This is a genomic window from Thalassospira sp. MCCC 1A02491 (assembly GCF_001613785.1).
Classification (GTDB): domain Bacteria; phylum Pseudomonadota; class Alphaproteobacteria; order Rhodospirillales; family Thalassospiraceae; genus Thalassospira; species Thalassospira povalilytica.
This window is the reverse complement of sequence record NZ_LPVX01000029.1, coordinates 255,959-275,694: the sequence shown is the minus strand read 5'-3', so window position 1 is coordinate 275,694 and position 19,736 is coordinate 255,959. Positions and strand designations below refer to the sequence as shown.

Here is a 19,736-nt window from a genome sequence, read left to right as displayed (position 1 = left end):
GCTGTTCGATGCACGACATTAAATGGATTCGGGAAAATCCCGAGGCTTTTGACGCAGCAATGGCTGCACGCAAACAGGAAATTACCGCGGAACGTCTGATGAATATCGACGTCGAGCGCCGCAAACTGATGACAGAACATCAGGAAATGCTGGCGCGCCGCAAGGCCATTTCCGGCGAAATCGGCATGCTTCGCAAGAAAGGCGAGAATGCCGATGACCTGATGGCCGAGATGGGCACGCTCAAAGACAAGATCAAGGAAGCCGAAGACGGGCAGGCCGCCCTGAACGAGCAGCTTGATCTGTTGCTGTCATCCTTTGCCAATATTCTTGATCCGGAAGTACCGGTTGGCGATGACGAAGATGACAATGTCGAAGTGAATCGTTGGGGCACACCGGCAGAATTCGATTTCAAGCCGCTTGAGCATTTCGAAATTGGCGAAAAGCTTGGCATGATGGACTTCGAAACCGCAGCAAAACTGTCGGGGTCGCGGTTTGTCATTTTGCGTGGCGGTCTGGCAAAGCTTGAACGTGCTTTGGCACAGTTCATGATTGACCTTCACACCACCGAACACGGTTACGAAGAAACCGTAACGCCGATGCTGGTGCGTGATGACGCCATGTTCGGCACCGGACAGTTGCCGAAATTCGCCGAGGATTCGTTTAAAACCACCAATGATTACTGGCTGATTCCGACATCGGAAGTCACCCTGACCAATCAGGTTGCCGGCGACATCATTGATCAGGCAAAATTGCCGCTGCGCTATACCGCGCTGACGCAATGCTTCCGTTCCGAAGCAGGGTCGGCTGGCCGTGATACGCGTGGCATGATCCGTCAGCATCAGTTTTCAAAGGTCGAAATGGTGTCGATCGTCGAGGCAGAAAAGTCTGACGAGGAACTGACCCGCAAGACACGCTGTGCGGAAACCGTCCTTGAACGCCTTGGACTGCCGTACCGTACGGTCATTCTGTGCACCGGCGATATCGGATTCTCGGCATGCAAGACCTATGACATCGAAGTCTGGTTGCCGGGGCAGGGACGTTATCGCGAAATTTCGTCATGTTCGAACACCCGTGACTTCCAGGCGCGCCGCATGAATGCCCGCTATCGTGCCGCTGGTGACAAGAAAACCCAGTTTGTCCATACATTGAACGGTTCTGGGCTTGCGGTTGGACGTTGCCTGATTGCAGTGATGGAAAACTATCAGCAGGCAGACGGTTCGATCCGGGTTCCGGACGCGCTCAAGCCCTATATGGGCGGTCTCGAGGTTATTTCCCCGCGCTAAGGCAAAACCGGCATGATTGATCTGACCAACGCACGTATCCTGATCAGCAATGATGACGGCATTGATGCACCGGGGATCAAGCTGCTTGAACGTCTTGCGCGGGAATTCTCCGATGACGTCTGGGTCATCGCTCCGTCAATCGAACAAAGCGGCGCAGGTCATTCATTGACCCTGCGCCGTCCTTTGCGCATTCACAAGCGCGATGAACGCCATTTTGCCGTCGATGGCACGCCGACAGACTGCGTTCTTTTGGGCTTGCAGCAGGTAATGCGTGACAGCCCGCCAGACATTGTTCTTTCCGGTATTAACCGCGGCGGAAACCTTGGTGAAGACGTGACCTATTCCGGGACCGTCGCAGCCGCGATGGAAGCAACATTGCTGAATGTTCCGGCCATCGCATTTTCCCAGTATTTTTCCGGCGAGATGATCGACTGGACCATTGCGGAAAAATATCTGAAAGATGTTGCGGCAACACTGGTCAAAAATACCTGGCCCAAAGGTGTTCTGATCAACGTCAACTTCCCCGAGCACGAGGCACCCGGCGGTGCTTCGGTCAAGATTTCCAAGCAGGGACAGCGCAAGATCGGTGATCATATTGCCGAACGTCTTGATCCGCGTGGTGAACCATATTACTGGATCGGTGCCATCCGTTCGGAATTGCCGGAAGATCCGTCTGCTGATCTGCGCGTCATTGAACAGGGCAATATTTCGGTCACCCCGATCAGCCTTGATTTCACCCATTACGAGACTTTTGACAACCTGACGAAAGCTTTCCCGTGAACGAGCCGGTCATTACACGTGAATCAAAAATAGCCGATTTGCTTCAGACGCTTCGCCATGATGGCATTCATGACGAGGCAGTTTTGCGTGCATTGGCGGAAGTCCCGCGCGAGTCATTTGTTGCCGACCCGTTTGTTGATCGTGCTTGGGAAAATGTGGCTCTTCCGATCAGCAAGGGCCAAACGATTTCGCAGCCCTACATCGTGGCCCTGATGACCCAGGCGCTTGAGCTTAATGACCGTATGAAGGTTCTTGAAGTCGGCACCGGATCCGGATACCAGGCCGCCATTCTGGCCAAGCTGGCGCGCCGTGTTTATACACTTGAACGGCACAAGCCGCTTTTGCGTCAGGCAGAAGAACAGTTCCGTGCGCTTGGCTTGCACACCATTTCCACCCTTCATGGTGACGGGGGACTTGGCTGGAAAAACCAGGCCCCGTTTGATCGTATCATTGTCACTGCTGCGGCCCAGGATGTGCCGCCGGTATTGGTGGATCAGCTTGCGGTTGGCGGGATCATGGTGGTGCCAGTGGGTGAAGTGTCACATACGCAGCTGCTATTGCGTGTGTTGCGCACACCAAGCGGGGTTGAAGTCACCGAATTGATGCCGGTGCGCTTTGTCCCGATGTTGCCCGGCACAGAAGAATTCTAGAACAAATTCACCGAATATCGGGTCAAATCACAAGCTTGCTTACCGATTGTTAACGGCTGTTCGCAGACAATCGTTAACATGATGGAAAATTGTGTCAAATTTGCTGTTCATAGCGGAAAACGACTGCTGCTTGTCTGTGCGACAAGCGCGGCGCTGAGTGGCTGTTTGCTGAATTCCGTCCCTGTGCCGGTGGTTTATGGCGACGGGGCAAGCTACAGCCCCTATAGCATGCCCAAACTCCAAAACGGAGAACGGGTGATTACTGTGGAACCCGGCGATACGGTATCCGAACTGGCAACACGGTATCGCACGGACTTTACCCAGTTTGCTGCCCGGAACAACCTTAGAAAACCCTATGTCATCTATCCGGGCCAGCGGCTTGTATTGCCGCCATGGACGCCCGATTATGACAGTTCGCCGCCAACCAGCGTCGCATCACGCACATCAACGTCGTCGCCGACGAAAACAGTAACGATTGGCGGTCAAAGACAGGTGGTCAGCATTCCGCTTGAAAAAGACACTTCGTCCTCAGCGTCACGATCGACTGTTCAAACACAGGTCGCCCGTGTCGCTCCGAGAGAAGGCGGGAATATTCCAACACCCGGGATCAAGCCGCAAGACTTTGCCGCGGATGCACAGCGCGAAATCGCCTCCACACGCAGTTGGGTCACAGATACCCGACCGACACCGGTTGCCGGTGAAGGAAGCGACACTCGCAAGAATGTGGTGATTGCCGAGCCGGCCGATCGCAAAGGGTTCATCTGGCCGGTGCAAGGGAAGGTGGTCCTGAAATACGGGGCCGGTACGGGTGGTCTGTTTAATGACGGGATCAACATTCAGGCCAATCGCGGGACACCGATCCTTGCAGCCGAAAATGGTGTTGTGACCTATGTCGGGAACGAGTTGCGCGGTTTCGGGAACCTGATCCTGATCAAGCATGCCGACAATTTTGTCACTGCCTATGCCCATACCGAAAACCCGCTGGTGGCGCGCGGCGATGTTGTTGAACGTGGGCAGCGGATCTCAAGTGTCGGAACAACCGGCGCTGTGACATTCCCGCAGCTTCATTTTGAAGTCCGCAACGGGCGCAAGTCATCGGACCCGTTGAAATATCTGCCAAGCGTCATGGTCTCCAGATAGCAAAACACCCGGACAAAGATTCCGGGTGTTTTTTTGATGTGGCGTCAAAGCGCCTGTGCACCGGCTTAATCGAGCGACTTGCCAAGTTCACCGGCAATTTCCTGAATAAACTGCCATGCAACGCGGCCCGAACGGCTGCCGCGGGTAACGGTCCATTCCTTGGCCCGTGCGTGCAGTTCTTCAACCGGCATGTCGAGGTTGAATTCCTTTGCGTAGCCTTCGATGATTTCGAAATAGACGTCTTGGGAAATGTTGTGGAAGCCAAGCCACAGACCAAAGCGGTCCGACAGTGAAACCTTTTCCTCAACCGCTTCGGACGGGTTGATCGCCGTTGAACGTTCATTTTCAATCATGTCGCGGGCCATAAGGTGACGGCGGTTTGACGTGGCATAGAAAATAACGTTCTTGGGACGGCCTTCAATTCCGCCTTCAAGCACGGCTTTCAGCGACTTGTAGCTTTCATCCTGCATATCGAATGACAGGTCGTCACAGAACAGGATCGTGCGGCGGCCACTTTGTTCAAGAATGTGAAGCAAGTCGGGCAGGCTGGGAATGTCTTCACGATGAATTTCCACCAGGGCCAAGGCGGCCGGACGTTCTGCGTTGATTTTAGCGTGCATCGCCTTGACGATGGAGCTTTTGCCCGTGCCGCGTGCGCCCCACAACAGGGCGTTGTTGGCTGGCAATCCGTCCGCAAAACGTTTCGTGTTGTTATACAGGATTTCCTTTTGCTGGCCGATGCCTTGCAGCAGCTCGATATCGATACGGTTGACGTTGCGCACCGGCTGCAAATAGCCGGTTTCGGCCTGCCATACAAAGGCGTCCGCCGCGCTCAGGTCATTTTCGGTTCGTGCAGGTGGGGCCATGCGTTCAAGTGCTGTTGCAATACGTTCAAGCGTTGGCAGCAACTTATCGAAATCCGTACTCATCGAAGCCTCTTGGATGTTTGTTGTTTTTGGTGACACAAGGGACTGCGGAAAACCGGTTGCCGAAACGAATGACACGACACCAGGCCCGCACGTTACGTAGGGCAGGTCGCGCCATGACCCGTTCAAGACGGGTGATCATTTCAGTCCTTGCATTAAATACAGACCCTGTTGGCGGGAAAACTAGCATACCGACTGCCAAATGGAACAGATTGTTACGGTCAGACCGGTTCGGGATCGAGGTGATCCAAACCACATGTTTTCCAATTTTCCGCCTTTATATCCGGTTCTTCCTTGCTTTGGCGTTGTACGCCGTTATATTCCGGCAGTTGATATTTTTTGTTCTGAGGAATTAGGAGTTCCTAATGTTTATTTCGACGGCTTACGCTCAGGCCGCTGGTGGTGCAGATGGTGCAGGCGCACTGATGCAGTTCGCACCGCTTATCCTGATTTTCGTTGTTTTCTATTTCCTGCTCATCCGTCCTCAGCAGAAAAAACAGAAAGAACATAAAGCAATGCTCGAGGCGATCCGCCGTGGCGACAAAATCGTCACCGCAGGTGGCCTGATCGGCACGGTTGCCAAAGTTGTTGGTGATGACGAGTTGTCCGTCGAGATTGCCGAAGGCGTAAAAGTCAAAGTGGCACGCGGCATGGTTTCGACAGTTCTGTCGAAAACCGAACCGGCCAAGAACGACGCCAAAGAAGAAGAAAAAGAAGAAGAGACCAAAAAAGACTGATCTCTTGGCGCTAAGTGAGGCGGGGCACATGGCTCCGCCTTCTTGCATTTTACCGGTGGCCTGAAGCGGTACAAAATACCCGTTGTTCCAAGAACCTTGGAACCAGACCAAGGTTGACCCAGACAGATCCGGTCAAAGAACACATGCTTTATTTTACCAAATGGAAAGCAGCACTGGTCCTTCTGGTGTGTGCTTTGGGCGTGATATACGCCGCGCCAAACTTCCTGCCGTCGGGAACATTCCCGACCGAGGCAAGCTATTTGCCCGGCAAGCAGATTAATCTTGGCCTCGACCTTCGTGGCGGCTCGCATATGCTGCTTGAAGTCGATACGGACAGTGTCCTGCGTGAACGTTATGACGCACTTGCCGATACGATCCGCACCGACCTGCGCCAGGAACAGATCCGCAACCGCCCGCGCGAAGCAACCGCGAACGGTGCCGAGATCACCATCCTCAAACCTGAAGATGTTGAAAAGGCCCGCGAGATCGCCCGCGCAGCAGAACCCAATACGGAGCTGAGCGGCGAGGGGAACAACATCCACGTTACCTATAACGCCGTTGCCCGCAAGGAATTGATCGACCGTGCCATTGCGCAGTCACTTGAAGTGGTGCGTCGCCGTGTTGACGAACTTGGCACGACGGAACCGTCGATCCAGCGTCAGGGCGAAAATCGCATTGTTGTTCAGGTGCCCGGTCTTGATGACCCGTCGCGGTTGCGTGCGATCCTTGGCCGTACCGCCAAGATGAACTTCCATCTTGTCAATAACGAGAAAACGGCTGCTGAAGCCCGTGCAACCGGTCTTCCGCCGGGAACCATGATCCTGCCGGCTGCTGATGCGTCGGACAAGGCCGCGGGCATCCGCGAATATCTGATTGATCGTCGTATTGTCGTATCCGGGGACAATCTTGTTGATTCCCAGCCGACCTTCAGTGACGGTCGTCCTGTTGTATCGTTCCGCTTTGATGCGGCCGGTGGCGCCCGTTTCGGCGATGTCACCAGCAAGAATGCCGGGCGTGGCCTGGCAATCGTTCTGGATGGTGAAGTGATTTCCGCGCCGCGGATCAATGAACCGATCCTGGGCGGCAACGGCATCATCACCGGACAATTCAGCGTGCAGGAAGCCAACGATCTTTCATTGCTGCTGCGTGCTGGTGCATTGCCGGCCCCAATGCAGATCCTTGAAGAACGTTCTGTCGGTCCGGGCCTTGGTCAGGATTCGGTTGAAGCTGGCGAAATCGCTGCTGTTCTTGGTCTGGTGTTTGTTATTGCCTTCATGGTGATCAGCTATGGACGTTTTGGCATCTATGCCGACATCGCCCTGATGATGAACCTGATCCTTGTTTTGGCGGTGATGTCTGTCTTGCAGGCAACACTGACGCTGCCGGGGATTGCAGGTATCGTTCTGACGGTCGGTATGGCTGTTGATGCCAACGTGCTGATCTTTGAACGCATTCGCGAAGAACGTCGTAACGGCCGAACGATCATCAATTCGATTGATGCCGGTTATCGCAGTGCCATGTCGACCATTCTTGATGCGAACATCACGACGCTGATTGCGGCCCTGGTGCTGTTCAGCTTCGGCTCTGGCCCGATCAAGGGCTTTGCCGTGACGCTGGCCATCGGGATCATCACGTCGATGTTCTCGGCGATCTGGCTGACCCGTTTGATGATTTCCGTCTGGGTCAAGCGCAGCCGCCCGACGGAACTGGTACTTTGAGGAAGGGAACAGGGAAGATATGAAACCTTTGCATCTTATCCCGGATGACGTGAACATCCCGTTCCTCAAATTCCGGAAAATCTTTTACATCGTATCGATGGCGCTGGTTCTTGCATCTGCGGCACTGTTTGCGACCAAAGGCCTTAATTTCGGGATTGATTTCCGCGGGGGTATCCTGGTCGAGATCAAGACCGAAGGTCCGGCAGACATTAGCGGTTTGCGCGACAAGTTGGGCAGTCTTGGTCTTGGCGATGTCTCGATCCAGGAATTTGGGGCGGCTGACGACGTGTTGATCCAGCTCCAACGTCAGGATGGTGACGAAAAGGCCCAGATGGCCGCATTGGCGAAAGTTACAGAAGCCCTTGGCGAAAATGTAACCATCCGTCGAAGCGAGCTTGTCGGCCCGAAAGTCGGTGACGAGCTCAAGGAAGCCGGATTCTATTCGGTTGTGATCTCGCTTCTGCTGATCATGATCTATATCTGGTTCCGGTTTGAATGGCAGTTCGCCGTGGCGTCCGTTGTTGCGCTTTTGCATGACGTCGTGATCACGGTTGGCTTCTTTGTGATCACTGGTGTGCAGTTCGATCTGGCAACGCTGGCAGCCGTTTTGACGGTTGCAGGTTATTCGATCAACGATACGGTCGTTGTGTTTGACCGCATCCGTGAATATCTGCGCAAGTTCCGCAAAATGGAAATCCCGGATCTGCTTGATCTTTCGATCAACTCGACCCTGTCGCGTACGACCATGACGTCGTTCACGACCTTGTTGGCGCTGATTGCGTTGTTTGCCTTTGGCGGCGAGGCGATCCGCGGTTTCACAATGGCGCTGATCTTTGGCATCGTGATCGGGACCTATTCATCAATCTGTGTGGCATCGCCACTTCTGATTGTCTTGCGTCTCAAACGGAAAATTCCGGAAGCCGAAGAAGGTCAGGAAGCAAAAGCCTGATCGCTGATCGGATGATCTAGAATTTGCAAGAAGGCCGGGGATGTGCGAAAACGCCCCGGCCTTTTTCTTTTGGCTTTCTGCCTGAACCAGGTGGAAAACTGCGCACCAGACCATATGAGGATTGCCATGTCACTTGAAGTCAGCCCACTTGTTGCCGAAGGTCGCAATCTGGTGTCGAGTTACGGTGACGGTCTGTTCCGCTTTGGCGAAGAAACCGTCAATGGGTCGGTCCTGCTGTTTCCGGAATCGATCTATTCCTGGAATGTCAAATCCATGGACGATATCACGGTCGACTCATTCGCCCGCGTGATCGAAAAAGCAGACGAGATCGAAATTCTGCTGCTTGGTATGGGCAGCCGCCTGATGCCGGTGCCATTCGCGTGGCGCCACGCATTGAAGGAACATGGCATTGTGATCGAACCGATGGATACCGGTGCGGCATGCCGGACCTATAACGTTCTTGTCGCCGAAGCACGCCGCGTCGCCGCAGCCTTGATTGCGGTTTGATCAAGGCTAGCCGCGCAGATAGTGCTGCAACTGTTGGCGGACCTGCTTTACGCTGGCAAATATTGCAGCAGGTCCCGGTGCATAGCCGGCCGGGAACGATTCCCCGCACAGAAACAGGTTCTCCCACGGCAATTTCAAACGATCACGTAAAGCCGCATGGCCCGGGGTGAATTCCGGGAAGGGGGCCTCGGCATCGATGAAGCTGAATTTCGGATGGTCGATCCCGTCAGCATTGCGAGACCGTGCTTGCAGATCGACATTGAGATATTGATTGCATAACCAAAGACATCTTTGCCAGACCCGGGCAACAATCTGATCAGTGGTGCCGTCGGTCGGCATGTGAAAGCTGCTGTTGAGGCTGACCTGTACGTGGCGGCGATGACAGTAGATTGCCCGGACAAGGTCGTCACTGACCAGAAGGCAACTTGGCTCGGCAAATGGCCGCCGCATTTCAAAGGCAACGGTCTGACGGCGGGCAGGGGCCGGTGGAATGCCGATATCAGGCACCGCATCGCAAAGCGGCCGTGGATGCAGCGCCAGCACAACGGCGTCACCTGGCTTCAGAACCACCTGAATATCGTCATTAAACAGCAAGTCTGTTGCGAACTCCGATGTACTGTCAATGTCACCAAGTTTTGTGCGTGCCATCACTGTGCCACCCGCGGCAACAAATCGTTCGCGCAAGGTCGGAAGGGCAATGTCATTAAGGATGATCGGATCAATGGCCGAAAATACCGGTTCATGTGACTTTGAAAACAATGCTGATATTTTCGGAACAAGAACACGTGCCAACAGGGCGCGTGAACACCGGTGCGCCGGGATCGAAAACAATGTTTCAGCCAACACCGCCAATGCATCGCGATGGTATGTGCCGGGCTGGTTGGCCTGTTCGTCACTATCGAAGTCACCCGAAGACAGAACGTTATCAACCCGGCTTTCTTCACTGGCATAGCGTTGCCGCGACAAACCCAGGGCAGTATAGGCGCGCGCGACAAAGCCAAGTCGTCGGGCAACAAGGGCACGCGCGATACCGTGATCAAGTGAAATAACGGCTGGTTTGCGCCGGCCTCGTTTAAGTCCGATCACGCAATGGGCTGGCCGGATCAGCTTTTTGGGAATTTCCGGGAAACCGGCAAAATAATCGGCGACCAAGCCTTCGGGGTCATAGAAAATCTCGGGTTCGGCAGTTTTGTGGTTTTCAGGTGCGGTTTGCATGCCGCGCGTCCAACGGCTTTCAAACGGCTCGCCTTCGTCGTAAAGGACGACTTCTGCACCATCTTCTGCCATCCGGGTTGCCAATGCCGCCCCGGCAAGGCCGCCGCCAACAACGTGAACTTTCCCAGACGTGAAGGATGCCATATGCCTGCGCCACTTTAATTGTTATACAAGGCCAGAATTAACTGGTTTGCACGTTATCGTGTCATTCGGTCTGACAAAATAACCTTAACAGCAGAACAGCTTACAAGCCATGGATGAAATTTCAAACGAACTGGACAGCCTGAACACCGAAGTCATCGACCAAATGAACAGTTGGGTCGATCTGCTTGGCGGCGGCGAAGTCGGACGGCTTGTTGGTGCGGTCTTGGTCCTGTTCGTATTCTTTGTGTTCAAGCGCGTTCTGGTGCGCGGGGTACTTGGTGTGTTGAGACGCATCGCGCATCAAACCGAACGCAGCATGATTGCAAATGTCCTTGATGCTTTTGCCTTGCCGTTTCAGGTGCTGGTGATGTTGCTTGGCGCCTATTTCGCCGTGAAGCTTCTGGACCTGCCGGTGGCGATTGATGCACCCCTGATCGAGGCAATCCATATCGCAGCAATGTTTTGCGTGTTCTGGGCCCTGTTTCGGGCTGTCGAACCGGTTGCGGTGTCACTTAACAGCTTGATCGGGCGGTTTGGTGCCGGTCTTGGTGACGACTTGCGGCAATTCTTTATCCGCGGGGTCAAAACGCTGATCGTTGTGATCGGCTTTGTTATCTTCCTTGAAGGGTGGGGAATTGATGTTTCGGCCTTTCTGGGCGGGCTTGGCCTTGCCGGGATGGCTGTGGCGCTGGCGGCCAAAGATTCGGTTGCCAACATCTTTGGCGGCCTGACGATCTTTGCGGACAATCTATACAAGCGCGGTGACTGGATTGAAACGCCCCATTTCGAAGGAACGGTCGAGGAGGTGGGCCTGAGGGCGACCAAGGTCCGGACCTTTGCCAAGGCGCTTGTTACCATGCCGAATGCCCAGATTGTGGACTCACCCGTGATCAACTGGTCACGCATGACCCATCGTCGCATCAAGATGGTCATCGGACTGGAATACCGCACAACAGCCAAACAGATGGAACGGATTGTCGAAAAGCTGCGTGACTTTCTGAAAAATGACGACGACGTCGCACAGACGGATGTTGCGCAGATGGTTCATTTGTCCGATTTCGGTGCAAGCTCGATCAATATTGATCTGTATTACTTTACGAAGACCACAGACTGGGTTACATGGCGTGAAATTCGCAACCGCCACATCATCGCATTCAAGCGCATCGTCGAGGAAGAAGACGCTGCCTTTGCCTTCCCATCCCAATCGCTTTATGTCGAAAGCCTTCCTGATAACCTTGTCGACACCAAAAACGATCAGCGACCCGCACGTCAGATCGGATAAACACAATGACTGATACGCCAAAATTATCACATTGCGCGGACTATACACGCCGCCACGACCGCGACCGTTTTTTGTGTGCCCTGTTTGCGGCACCGGAAAAGCGCGAAGACCTATTCACCCTTTATGCCTTCAATCAGGAAGTTTCAAAAACCCGTGAAATGGTCAGTGAGATCATGCTGGGCCATATCCGCCTGCAATGGTGGCGCGATACGCTTTCGGAAATCGCCGAAGGCAAGGTCCGCAAGCATGAGGTCGTCGAACCGCTGGCAGATTTGGTGCAAACCGGGGCTTTGTCCGTCGACGATCTGGAAACGGTTGTGGCGGCACGTGAATTCGATCTAGAGGATCGCCAACCGGCAGATCAGGCGGAACTTGACCGATATATTGATCAAACATCGGGGCAGATGGCGGTTCTTGCAGCGCGTATACTGGGTGTTACGGATGAAGCGGGTCAACAGGCCGTGCGCCTTGCCGGCAACGCATACGGCTTGGTCGGGATTATGCGCGCCATGGTGTTTCACGGGCGCGCCAAACGGCTTTATCTGCCCAAGGACCGGATGGAACACCACAATGTCGTGCAAAGTGACATTTTCGAATTTCGTAAGAAGGATGAAGTTCGCAATCTGACCCGTGAACTGGCCGAACTTGCGCAAAGCCGCATCAAAGAAGCACGCAAACTTCGCCGCGCTGTTCCAAAGGGCGCACATGCCGCAGTCCTGCCGACTGTGCTGGCAGATGGATATTTGCGCAAACTTGCCAAGGCGAAATTCGATCCTTTCTCGGCCGAATTTGGTTTGGCGCGCCCGGCCAGTGTCCGTCTGATGGTGAGTGGTCTGTTGAAACGATTTTAGGTTTCATCGGACAGACTGGATATTGCAAAAATATCATCTACATTAACGATAAAGGATAAGACAGGTTTGTTCTGTCCGTGCTAGCGTGATTAACGCGTTGATTTCGCGGCGTAACGTTCAGTAGCCACCCAGAATGAGGGCTCATATGGCATATCCGCATTCCAGACCCGGACGTGACTGGCTGACCAGGCTGATGCTGGCCGGGGTGATTTGCCTGATGGGATTTTTGCCATCAATGGGCCAGGCCGCCAGCATTGATCCGTTTGTCGGAGTCTATCACGGGGTGACCATTGAACACGCCGAAGGTGAGCTGCAGGCACGTGATCTTGACGTTACAATCGCCAAGACAGAACGCGGTTTCAACGTTGATTGGGCGACTGTCATCCACAAGGCCGATGGCCGCGAAAAGAATGTATCACTAAGCATCGAGTTTTATTCGACCGAACGTCCCGACATTTATGGCAGTGCCATGCGGTCCGGATTGTTCGGAAAACGCATTCCCAATGACCCGTTAAAGGGGGAGCCGTTCTTTTGGGCCCGTATCGTTGACAAGACCTTGACCATTCACGCCCTTTATATCACGGACGAGGGCGGCTACGAGATGCAGGTCTATGAACGGAAACTCGACGAAGACGGCAATATGGATCTGATTTTCCGGCGGTTCCGCGATGGCGAGCAAATTCGTGATGTTACCGGAAAACTGACCCGTCAGAAGAAAAGCTACTAGTCGCGAATTGCACTGGTACCAATGAAAAAGCCGCATCCGAAGATGCGGCTTTTGTCATATCAGGCGGCGTCGATCGCACTTAGCCATTCATCAAACAGCGGAATGGCACGATCTGTATAAAGCTTTTTGCGATCACGGCCCTTGACCCGTTTGGTCAGCTCCAGATCAGGGAACAGACCAAAATTAACATTCATCGGCTGGAAGGTGCTTTCATCGGCACCACCGGTAATGTGGTTCAAAAGGGCCCCCATCGCGGTTGCTAGCGGCGGGGTCGGGATGGCAACACCGGCTTTTTCCGCAGCCGTGAACCGCCCAACCATCAAGCCGACGGCAGCACTTTCAACATAGCCTTCGCAACCGGTAATCTGACCAGCAAATCGCAGATCAGGACGGGCTTTAAGACGCAGTGTCGCATCAAGCAAACGCGGTGAATTCAGGAACGTATTGCGATGAATGCCGCCCAGGCGGGCAAACTCGGCATTTTCCAGCCCCGGAATGGTGCGGAAAACGTCAATCTGCGCACCGTATTTCAGTTTGGTCTGGAAACCGACCATATTGTAAAGCGTACCAAGGGCATTATCCTGACGAAGCTGAACAATCGCGCGTGGCTTTACAGTCGGGTTGTGCGGGTTGGTCAGTCCGACCGGCTTCATCGGCCCATGGCGCAAGGTTTCACGACCGCGTTCGGCCATGACTTCAATCGGAAGACAGCCGTCAAAATAGGGCGTGTCTTTTTCCCATTCCTTGAATTCGGTTTTCTCGCCTTCGATCAGGGCGTCGATAAAGCGGTTATATTCGTCCGCATCCATCGGGCAGTTGATGTAATCCTTGCCGTCGCCCTTGTCATATCGCGACTGGAACCAGGCCTTGTCGAAATCGATGCTTTCCTTATAGACAATCGGTGCAATCGCATCGAAGAAGGCCAGGCTTTCTTCGCCGGTAACCTTGCGGATGGCGTCGGCCAGCGCACCGGACGTCAGGGGACCGGTGGCAATGATGGTCTGTTCCCATTCCTCGGGGGGAAGACCATCAATCTCGCCGCGCTCCATTGTTATCAATGGATGGTTTTCAAGCGCATCGGTGACCGCCTGCGAAAAACCTTCGCGATCAACGGCAAGGGCACCACCAGCGGGGACTTTGTGCTGATCGGCACACCGCATGATGATCGAACCCGCACGGCGCATTTCGTCATGGATCAGGCCGACGGCATTATATTCCTTGTCATCGGACCGGAACGAGTTTGAACAGACGAGTTCGGCGCATTTGTCGGTATGGTGCGCGTCTGTCGGGCGAACCGGGCGCATTTCATGCAGAACCACCGGCACACCGGCCTCGGCCAGTTGCCAGGCGGCTTCACTGCCCGCCAGACCGGCGCCAATGATATGAACAGGTTTCACCGTATTCACGTGTGCGAACTCCTCGCGAAGAATGTGTTGAATGCTTGGCACACACATAGCGGTGCATGGGGGAAGATTTCAAGTGATTTGCGCCATAGTGCCCGTTGGCTTTGTGCATGCAGGCATGATTAATTCACAAAGCCACATCTTCCCCGTCATAAATGCCAGACCCGTTCTGTCAAACATATGTGAAACTGGGGCCGACATGAGCTACCCGCATCACCCATATGGATACGAACCCACACATTGCCCGGTTATCGGTCTGGTGCCGCGGCGGCGCCCCGTCATCATTGATGACAAGGACAGATGCGACGCGCAGGATAATGAAAAGCCCGATAACAGTGAACGCAGGGTCGGTTTTCCATTCGGCGGTTTTAATGACGGCAATTTCACTGCCACCGACATCGAAAGCATGATCGAATATGTGGTTGCAACACGTCAGGGATGGCGCGCATCCCTTGTTACACGGGCGTTTTTGCGTTGGTGGCGCAATGAAGACGAAACCCTTGATGATCCCGGCCGGGAGCGCAAGCAGTCAGACGCCATTTTGATGCTTCTTGCGCTTAACCAGGGCCGTGACGGGTTCGTTCATGGCTATTTGCATGATCTGCAAGACGAGGCCAAAGAACACCCGAAACCGTCATCACCGCAAACAACCCTGCAAAAGGCATTCAACAAAAGTTTGCGTATTGCCGCACTGGCACTTGCCCTGTCGCCGATCGTATTGATTTTTGCGGTGCTGCTGTTTGTTCAGATTGACACCATCATCAGCACCGGAAACGGCAAGCTTTTCGGGTTCAGCTATGATCTTTTGTTTTTTGTGGGCAGCTTTGGCGCGATCGGGGCTCTGACCAGCATGATGATGCGGCTTGGCAAACAGACACCATGGGGCGAGATGGAGCCATCATCGGTCTTTTTCAATTTTCTGTTCCGTCCATGCATGGGATTTTGTTTCGCCCTGATTGTGCTTTTCGCGCTGCGGGCAGGGATGTTGCCCATTCCGCTTGACGATCTGCATAATCTTGACGACCTCGACCAGATCAGCAGTTCGTCACCGGCCGGACGGCAACTGTCAATCGTTCTGGTTTTTGCCTTTCTGTCCGGGTTTAGTGAACGACTAAGCACTGCACTTGTGCGGCGGGTCGAAAACCGGGTGGCAAGCAACAGTTAGGACGTAGATGCCTGCTCATACAGGGCGCAAAAGAAAAGAGGCACGAACATCATAGAAAATGTTCGCGCCTCTCTTTGTATCGTGGCGGCTTTTATAACGGCGGCTGGTGAAAGCAGCCCTTTGGTTATTCAAGCCCCAAATGCCGTTTAAGATAGCGCCCGGTATAGCTTCGTTCATTGGCCATGATGGTTTCGGGCGTGCCGGTGCCGACCAACTGGCCACCACCGTCGCCGCCTTCGGGGCCGATATCAATGATCCAGTCGGCAGTCTTGATGACATCAAGGTTGTGTTCGATCACAACGACGGTGTTGCCTTGGTCAACAAGGGTATGAAGGACCTCAAGCAATTTGCGGATATCATGGAAATGAAGACCGGTGGTCGGTTCATCCAGAATATAGATTGTCCGCCCGGTCGCCCGTTTTGACAGTTCCTTGGCAAGCTTCACGCGCTGCGCTTCACCGCCCGAAAGGGTTGTGGCCTGTTGGCCCAGATGGATATAGGACAGACCAACCTGTTTAAGGGTTTCCATCTTGTCACGGATCGAAGGAACGGCCTTGAAGAAGTCCGCGCCTTCTTCCACCGTCATGTCAAGAACATCAGATATCGATTTGCCTTTAAACGATATTTCCAGCGTTTCGCGGTTGTAGCGTTTACCCTTGCACTGATCGCATGTGACATAAACATCGGGCAGGAAGTGCATTTCGATTTTGATGACACCATCACCCTGACAGGCTTCGCAACGACCGCCTTTGACGTTGAATGAAAAACGTCCGGGCTTGTAACCGCGGGTCTTGGCTTCTGGCAGTTGGGCAAACCAGTCACGGATCGGTGTAAAGGCACCGGTATAGGTCACCGGGTTCGACCGCGGTGTTCGCCCGATCGGGCTTTGGTCGATGTCAATGATCTTGTCGATCAGCTCGATCCCGGTAATTGCATCATGTGCCCCGGGATGATGGCGGGCATTATGCATCCGTTTTGCCAACGCCTTATATAGCGTTTCGATGACAAGACTGGATTTCCCGCCACCTGACACACCGGTAACACAGATGAACTTGCCCAGCGGGAAGTCGACATCAATGCCCTGAAGGTTGTTGGCTTTGGCCCCCTTGATCGTGATGGACTTGCCGTTGCCTTTACGACGTTCCTTTGGAACGGCAATCTGTTCAACACCAACCAGATACTTGCCGGTCAGGCTTTCCGGGTTTTGCTGGATTTCTTCCGGGGTGCCCTGGGCAACGATGCGTCCGCCATGAATGCCGGCACCCGGGCCCATATCAATCACATAATCCGCGGCACGAATGGCGTCTTCATCATGTTCAACGACCAGAACCGTATTCCCGAGATCGCGCAACCGCTTAAGAGTATCGAGCAGGCGGTCATTGTCGCGCTGATGCAGACCAATGGACGGTTCATCAAGTACATACAGAACACCGGTCAAACCCGACCCGATTTGCGACGCCAGACGGATACGTTGGCTTTCACCGCCCGAAAGGGTGCCTGATGTGCGTGACATGGAAAGATAATCAAGCCCCACATCGCGCAGGAAGCGCAACCGGTCGTTAATTTCGCGCAGAATACGGCGCGCGATTTCGGTTTCCTTTTCGTTCAGCTTGCCTTCAAGGGCGATGAACCAGTCACCGGCTTTGGCAATTGAAAGATCCGTCACCTGCGAGATGTCGCAACCATCGACTTTGACAGCCAATGCTTCTGGTTTCAGACGCTTGCCCGCACAGGTTGGGCAATGTGACACCATCTGATATTTCGCCAGTTCATCGCGGGCCCACTGACTGTCTGTCTCGCGCCAGCGTCGCGCCATGTTCGGAATGACACCTTCGAACGGGCGCGAAACCTTGTAACTGCGCGATCCATCGTCATAGGTGACAGTGACTTCTTCGTCACCCGACCCATGCAGGATGATGTCCTGCGCCGTTTTGGGCAACTTTTCCCAGGCAACATTGGTTTTAAAACCGAAGTGCTTTGCGACTGATTTCAGGGTCTGCAGGTAATATTTCGACGTCGTGCTGGCCCATGGTGCGACCGCCCCATCTTCAAGCGTCTTGCTTTCATCAGGAACAACCAGCATCGGATCAAACTCCATCTGGGTTCCCAAACCGTCACAGGCCGGGCAGGCGCCAAACGGGTTGTTGAATGAAAACAGGCGCGGTTCGATTTCCTCGATCGTGAAGCCGGAAACCGGGCAGGCGAACTTCGCCGAGAATACGGTTGTTTCGCCGGTTTTGGCATCTTCGGTAAGGACAATGCCGTCAGTCAGTTCAAGAGCAGTTTCAAAACTGTCGGCCAGGCGGGTTGCGATGCCGTCTTTCACGATCAACCGATCGACAACAACAGAAATGTCGTGCTTCAGCTTTTTATTCAGTTCCGGCGCATCATCGATGTCATACATTTCGCCGTCAATTTTGACGCGCTGGAACCCGCGCGAGCGCAAATCACGCAGTTCTTTTTTGTATTCACCCTTACGACCACGGACGATCGGCGCCAAAAGATACAACCGTGTTCCTTCTTCCATTTCCATCACACGGTCGACCATCTGCGACACGGTCTGACTGACAATCGGAAGGCCGGTCGCCGGCGAATAGGGGATGCCGATACGCGCCCAAAGCAAGCGCATATAGTCATAAATCTCGGTCACGGTTCCCACGGTCGAACGCGGGTTACGCGACGTGGTTTTTTGTTCGATGGAAATGGCCGGCGACAGACCATCGATATATTCGACATCCGGCTTTTGCATCAGTTCAAGGAACTGACGGGCATATGCAGACAGGCTTTCGACATAACGACGCTGGCCTTCGGCATAGATCGTATCGAACGCAAGCGAACTTTTACCCGATCCCGACAGGCCGGTAATGACCACCAGTGAATCGCGGGGCAATTCAACATCAATGTTCTGAAGATTGTGTTCTTTCGCACCGCGAACCGAAATTTTCGTCAGCATGTCGGGCCTTTTGTTCCTGAATTGTTCGGAAAGTGTATAGAGGACGCAAACACTATACGCAAGCGCACCCCTGACAGTTCCTGTCAGTATTTGTCAGGAGACTGACATTACACAATCACCGCACCCAAAAATGCATGAAAAAACCCGCCGAACAAGTCCGGCGGGTTTCATAAATCCTGTGACCCAACGGGTCAGACAAAGCAAAAGATGGCTTAGCCTTTGGTCACGGAACGACCAGTGGCACCGAGATCCTTGAAGGCTTCTTCGAGGCGCGCTGCCATCGACAGTTCAGCTTCGCGGATCCAGACACGCGGGTCGTAATTTTTCTTGTAGGGTTTGTCCGTTTCCGGATCGACCTGGTATTTGAACGCACGTGCATTTGCTTCAACATACTCACCGACCGGACGGGCATAGGCAAACTGGGTATCGGTGTCGATATTCATCTTGAAGACGCCATAGCCGACGGCTTCTTCGATTTTTTCTTTTTCCGAACCCGAACCGCCATGGAATACGAAGTCCAGCGGGCGATCATCAAGCCCATGCTTCTCGGCGACAAACTTCTGGCTTTCCAAAAGGATTTCCGGACGCAGTTTGACGTTGCCCGGCTTGTAGACGCCGTGGACGTTACCAAATGCAGCTGCGACCGAGAAATGGCCAAGCGGCGAAAGGCGACGATAGGCTTCTTCGACTTCTTCCGGACGGGTGTAAAGACGCGGGTCGATCTCGTCACTTGAAGTATCAAGTTCGTGACCGATGCCGTCTTCTTCGCCACCGGTTACACCCAGTTCGATTTCCAGGCTCATTTCGATGGCGGACATGCGTTTGAGGAAGGTCTCGCAAGTCGACAGGTTGTCTTCAAGCGATTCTTCGGACAGATCAAGCATGTGGGAGCTGTAAAGCGCCTTGCCGGTTTCGGCATAGGCCTTTTCGCTCCATTTCAGCATTTCATCGACCCACGGAACGAACTTGCGGTTCGCGTGGTCGGTATGCATGACAACAGCAACACCATAATATTCAGCAAGAAGCTGCGCATGACGGGCAGCCGAAACTGCGCCCACGACACGGGCCGCATCGGCGTCCTTGATGCCCTTACCAGCAAAGAACTGTGCGCCACCATTCGAAAGCTGAATGATGATGTCAGAACCGGCATTCGCAGCGGCTTCAAGGGCTGCGTTCATCGTGCTTGACGATGTAATATTCACAGCGGGAAGGGCGTAACCGTCCTGCTTGCAGGCAGCGACAAGGTCACGATAGGCAGCACCGGTAACAACACCGGGTTTAACGGAAGGCATGTGGGTACTCCTCC

Annotated in this window: 17 protein-coding genes; 12 read left to right on the top strand and 5 right to left on the bottom strand. The window is 53.9% G+C overall.

Going from position 1 to position 19,736, the window contains the following annotated elements:
* Positions 1 to 8: 8 nt before the first annotated feature.
* The 4 genes from serS to AUQ42_RS10975 all read left to right on the top strand — a co-directional run bounded on the left by serS (position 9) and on the right by AUQ42_RS10975 (position 3,853).
* Positions 9 to 1,283, top strand: coding sequence for a serine--tRNA ligase (gene serS / locus AUQ42_RS10990; protein ID WP_068519120.1), 1,275 nt, complete (start codon positions 9 to 11; stop codon positions 1,281 to 1,283).
* Between the two features lie 12 nt (positions 1,284 to 1,295).
* Entirely contained in the window at positions 1,296 to 2,063 is a 768-nt protein-coding gene (gene surE, locus AUQ42_RS10985; RefSeq protein WP_068519119.1) for a 5'/3'-nucleotidase SurE, read from the top strand.
* An 11-nt stretch (positions 2,064 to 2,074) separates the two neighbouring features.
* Entirely contained in the window at positions 2,075 to 2,713 is a 639-nt protein-coding gene (locus AUQ42_RS10980) for a protein-L-isoaspartate(D-aspartate) O-methyltransferase (RefSeq protein WP_369813522.1), read from the top strand.
* Between the two features lie 78 nt (positions 2,714 to 2,791).
* On the top strand, positions 2,792 to 3,853 hold the full coding sequence (locus AUQ42_RS10975) for a peptidoglycan DD-metalloendopeptidase family protein (RefSeq protein ID WP_231856741.1): 1,062 nt from the start codon (positions 2,792 to 2,794) through the stop codon (positions 3,851 to 3,853).
* Between the two features lie 65 nt (positions 3,854 to 3,918).
* Here the strand turns inward: AUQ42_RS10975 and AUQ42_RS10970 are convergent, their stop codons facing one another.
* The gene (locus AUQ42_RS10970; protein WP_068519117.1) at positions 3,919 to 4,782 is read right to left on the bottom strand and encodes an ATP-binding protein; all 864 of its coding nucleotides are present in this window, start codon (positions 4,780 to 4,782) and stop codon (positions 3,919 to 3,921) included.
* Between the two features lie 362 nt (positions 4,783 to 5,144).
* Between AUQ42_RS10970 and yajC the strand changes: the two genes are divergently transcribed.
* From yajC to AUQ42_RS10945, 4 genes are all read left to right on the top strand, one after another.
* The gene (yajC, locus tag AUQ42_RS10960) at positions 5,145 to 5,516 is read left to right on the top strand and encodes a preprotein translocase subunit YajC (RefSeq protein WP_068519115.1); all 372 of its coding nucleotides are present in this window, start codon (positions 5,145 to 5,147) and stop codon (positions 5,514 to 5,516) included.
* Positions 5,517 to 5,659: 143 nt separating this feature from the next.
* On the top strand, positions 5,660 to 7,234 hold the full coding sequence (gene secD, locus AUQ42_RS10955; RefSeq protein WP_068519114.1) for a protein translocase subunit SecD: 1,575 nt from the start codon (positions 5,660 to 5,662) through the stop codon (positions 7,232 to 7,234).
* Positions 7,235 to 7,253: 19 nt separating this feature from the next.
* Positions 7,254 to 8,183, top strand: coding sequence for a protein translocase subunit SecF (gene secF / locus AUQ42_RS10950; RefSeq protein ID WP_068519113.1), 930 nt, complete (start codon positions 7,254 to 7,256; stop codon positions 8,181 to 8,183).
* Positions 8,184 to 8,309: 126 nt separating this feature from the next.
* Positions 8,310 to 8,690 carry an Mth938-like domain-containing protein gene (locus tag AUQ42_RS10945; RefSeq protein ID WP_068519216.1) on the top strand — a complete coding sequence of 127 codons (381 nt, stop codon included), beginning with the start codon at positions 8,310 to 8,312 and terminating at the stop codon, positions 8,688 to 8,690.
* Between the two features lie 6 nt (positions 8,691 to 8,696).
* On the opposite strand, the gene AUQ42_RS10940 is transcribed toward AUQ42_RS10945, so the two are convergent.
* Positions 8,697 to 10,049, bottom strand: a complete 1,353-nt coding sequence (locus AUQ42_RS10940) for an NAD(P)-binding protein (protein ID WP_068519112.1) — start codon at positions 10,047 to 10,049, stop codon at positions 8,697 to 8,699.
* Positions 10,050 to 10,158: 109 nt separating this feature from the next.
* On the opposite strand from AUQ42_RS10940, the gene AUQ42_RS10935 reads away from it, so the two are divergent.
* The 3 genes from AUQ42_RS10935 (at position 10,159) to AUQ42_RS10925 (ending at position 12,909) form a co-directional block, all read left to right on the top strand.
* Complete coding sequence (locus AUQ42_RS10935; protein WP_068519111.1) at positions 10,159 to 11,331, top strand: mechanosensitive ion channel family protein; 1,173 nt, start codon at positions 10,159 to 10,161, stop codon at positions 11,329 to 11,331.
* A 5-nt stretch (positions 11,332 to 11,336) separates the two neighbouring features.
* On the top strand, positions 11,337 to 12,182 hold the full coding sequence (locus AUQ42_RS10930; protein WP_068519110.1) for a phytoene/squalene synthase family protein: 846 nt from the start codon (positions 11,337 to 11,339) through the stop codon (positions 12,180 to 12,182).
* 145 nt (positions 12,183 to 12,327) lie between these two features.
* Positions 12,328 to 12,909: a hypothetical protein gene (locus AUQ42_RS10925; RefSeq protein WP_101246186.1), complete on the top strand. Its 582-nt coding sequence runs from the start codon at positions 12,328 to 12,330 to the stop codon at positions 12,907 to 12,909.
* 59 nt (positions 12,910 to 12,968) lie between these two features.
* Here AUQ42_RS10925 and trmFO read toward each other — a convergent pair whose 3' ends face one another.
* Complete coding sequence (trmFO, locus tag AUQ42_RS10920; RefSeq protein ID WP_068519215.1) at positions 12,969 to 14,315, bottom strand: methylenetetrahydrofolate--tRNA-(uracil(54)-C(5))-methyltransferase (FADH(2)-oxidizing) TrmFO; 1,347 nt, start codon at positions 14,313 to 14,315, stop codon at positions 12,969 to 12,971.
* Between the two features lie 196 nt (positions 14,316 to 14,511).
* Here trmFO and AUQ42_RS10915 point away from each other — a divergent pair, with 196 nt between their 5' ends.
* Positions 14,512 to 15,477, top strand: coding sequence for a hypothetical protein (locus AUQ42_RS10915; RefSeq protein ID WP_068519108.1), 966 nt, complete (start codon positions 14,512 to 14,514; stop codon positions 15,475 to 15,477).
* Between the two features lie 124 nt (positions 15,478 to 15,601).
* On the opposite strand, the gene uvrA is transcribed toward AUQ42_RS10915, so the two are convergent.
* Entirely contained in the window at positions 15,602 to 18,430 is a 2,829-nt protein-coding gene (uvrA, locus tag AUQ42_RS10910; protein ID WP_068519107.1) for an excinuclease ABC subunit UvrA, read from the bottom strand.
* Between the two features lie 212 nt (positions 18,431 to 18,642).
* Positions 18,643 to 19,722, bottom strand: a complete 1,080-nt coding sequence (gene fbaA, locus AUQ42_RS10905) for a class II fructose-bisphosphate aldolase (RefSeq protein ID WP_068519106.1) — start codon at positions 19,720 to 19,722, stop codon at positions 18,643 to 18,645.
* Positions 19,723 to 19,736: the final 14 nt, after the last annotated feature.

Bases quoted from the DNA above. Each gene is read 5' to 3' on its own strand.
- AUQ42_RS10945 (WP_068519216.1), top strand. From the start codon at position 8,310: ATGTCACTTGAAGTCAGCCCACTTGTTGCCGAAGGTCGCAATCTGGTG.
- AUQ42_RS10940 (WP_068519112.1), bottom strand. From the start codon at position 10,049: ATGGCATCCTTCACGTCTGGGAAAGTTCACGTTGTTGGCGGCGGCCTT.
- fbaA (WP_068519106.1), bottom strand. From the start codon at position 19,722: ATGCCTTCCGTTAAACCCGGTGTTGTTACCGGTGCTGCCTATCGTGAC.
- AUQ42_RS10970 (WP_068519117.1), bottom strand. From the start codon at position 4,782: ATGAGTACGGATTTCGATAAGTTGCTGCCAACGCTTGAACGTATTGCA.
- secD (WP_068519114.1), top strand. From the start codon at position 5,660: ATGCTTTATTTTACCAAATGGAAAGCAGCACTGGTCCTTCTGGTGTGT.
- AUQ42_RS10935 (WP_068519111.1), top strand. From the start codon at position 10,159: ATGGATGAAATTTCAAACGAACTGGACAGCCTGAACACCGAAGTCATC.
- serS (WP_068519120.1), top strand. From the start codon at position 9: ATGCACGACATTAAATGGATTCGGGAAAATCCCGAGGCTTTTGACGCA.
- AUQ42_RS10975 (WP_231856741.1), top strand. From the start codon at position 2,792: ATGATGGAAAATTGTGTCAAATTTGCTGTTCATAGCGGAAAACGACTG.
- surE (WP_068519119.1), top strand. From the start codon at position 1,296: ATGATTGATCTGACCAACGCACGTATCCTGATCAGCAATGATGACGGC.
- AUQ42_RS10915 (WP_068519108.1), top strand. From the start codon at position 14,512: ATGAGCTACCCGCATCACCCATATGGATACGAACCCACACATTGCCCG.
- AUQ42_RS10930 (WP_068519110.1), top strand. From the start codon at position 11,337: ATGACTGATACGCCAAAATTATCACATTGCGCGGACTATACACGCCGC.
- secF (WP_068519113.1), top strand. From the start codon at position 7,254: ATGAAACCTTTGCATCTTATCCCGGATGACGTGAACATCCCGTTCCTC.
- uvrA (WP_068519107.1), bottom strand. From the start codon at position 18,430: ATGCTGACGAAAATTTCGGTTCGCGGTGCGAAAGAACACAATCTTCAG.
- AUQ42_RS10925 (WP_101246186.1), top strand. From the start codon at position 12,328: ATGGCATATCCGCATTCCAGACCCGGACGTGACTGGCTGACCAGGCTG.
- yajC (WP_068519115.1), top strand. From the start codon at position 5,145: ATGTTTATTTCGACGGCTTACGCTCAGGCCGCTGGTGGTGCAGATGGT.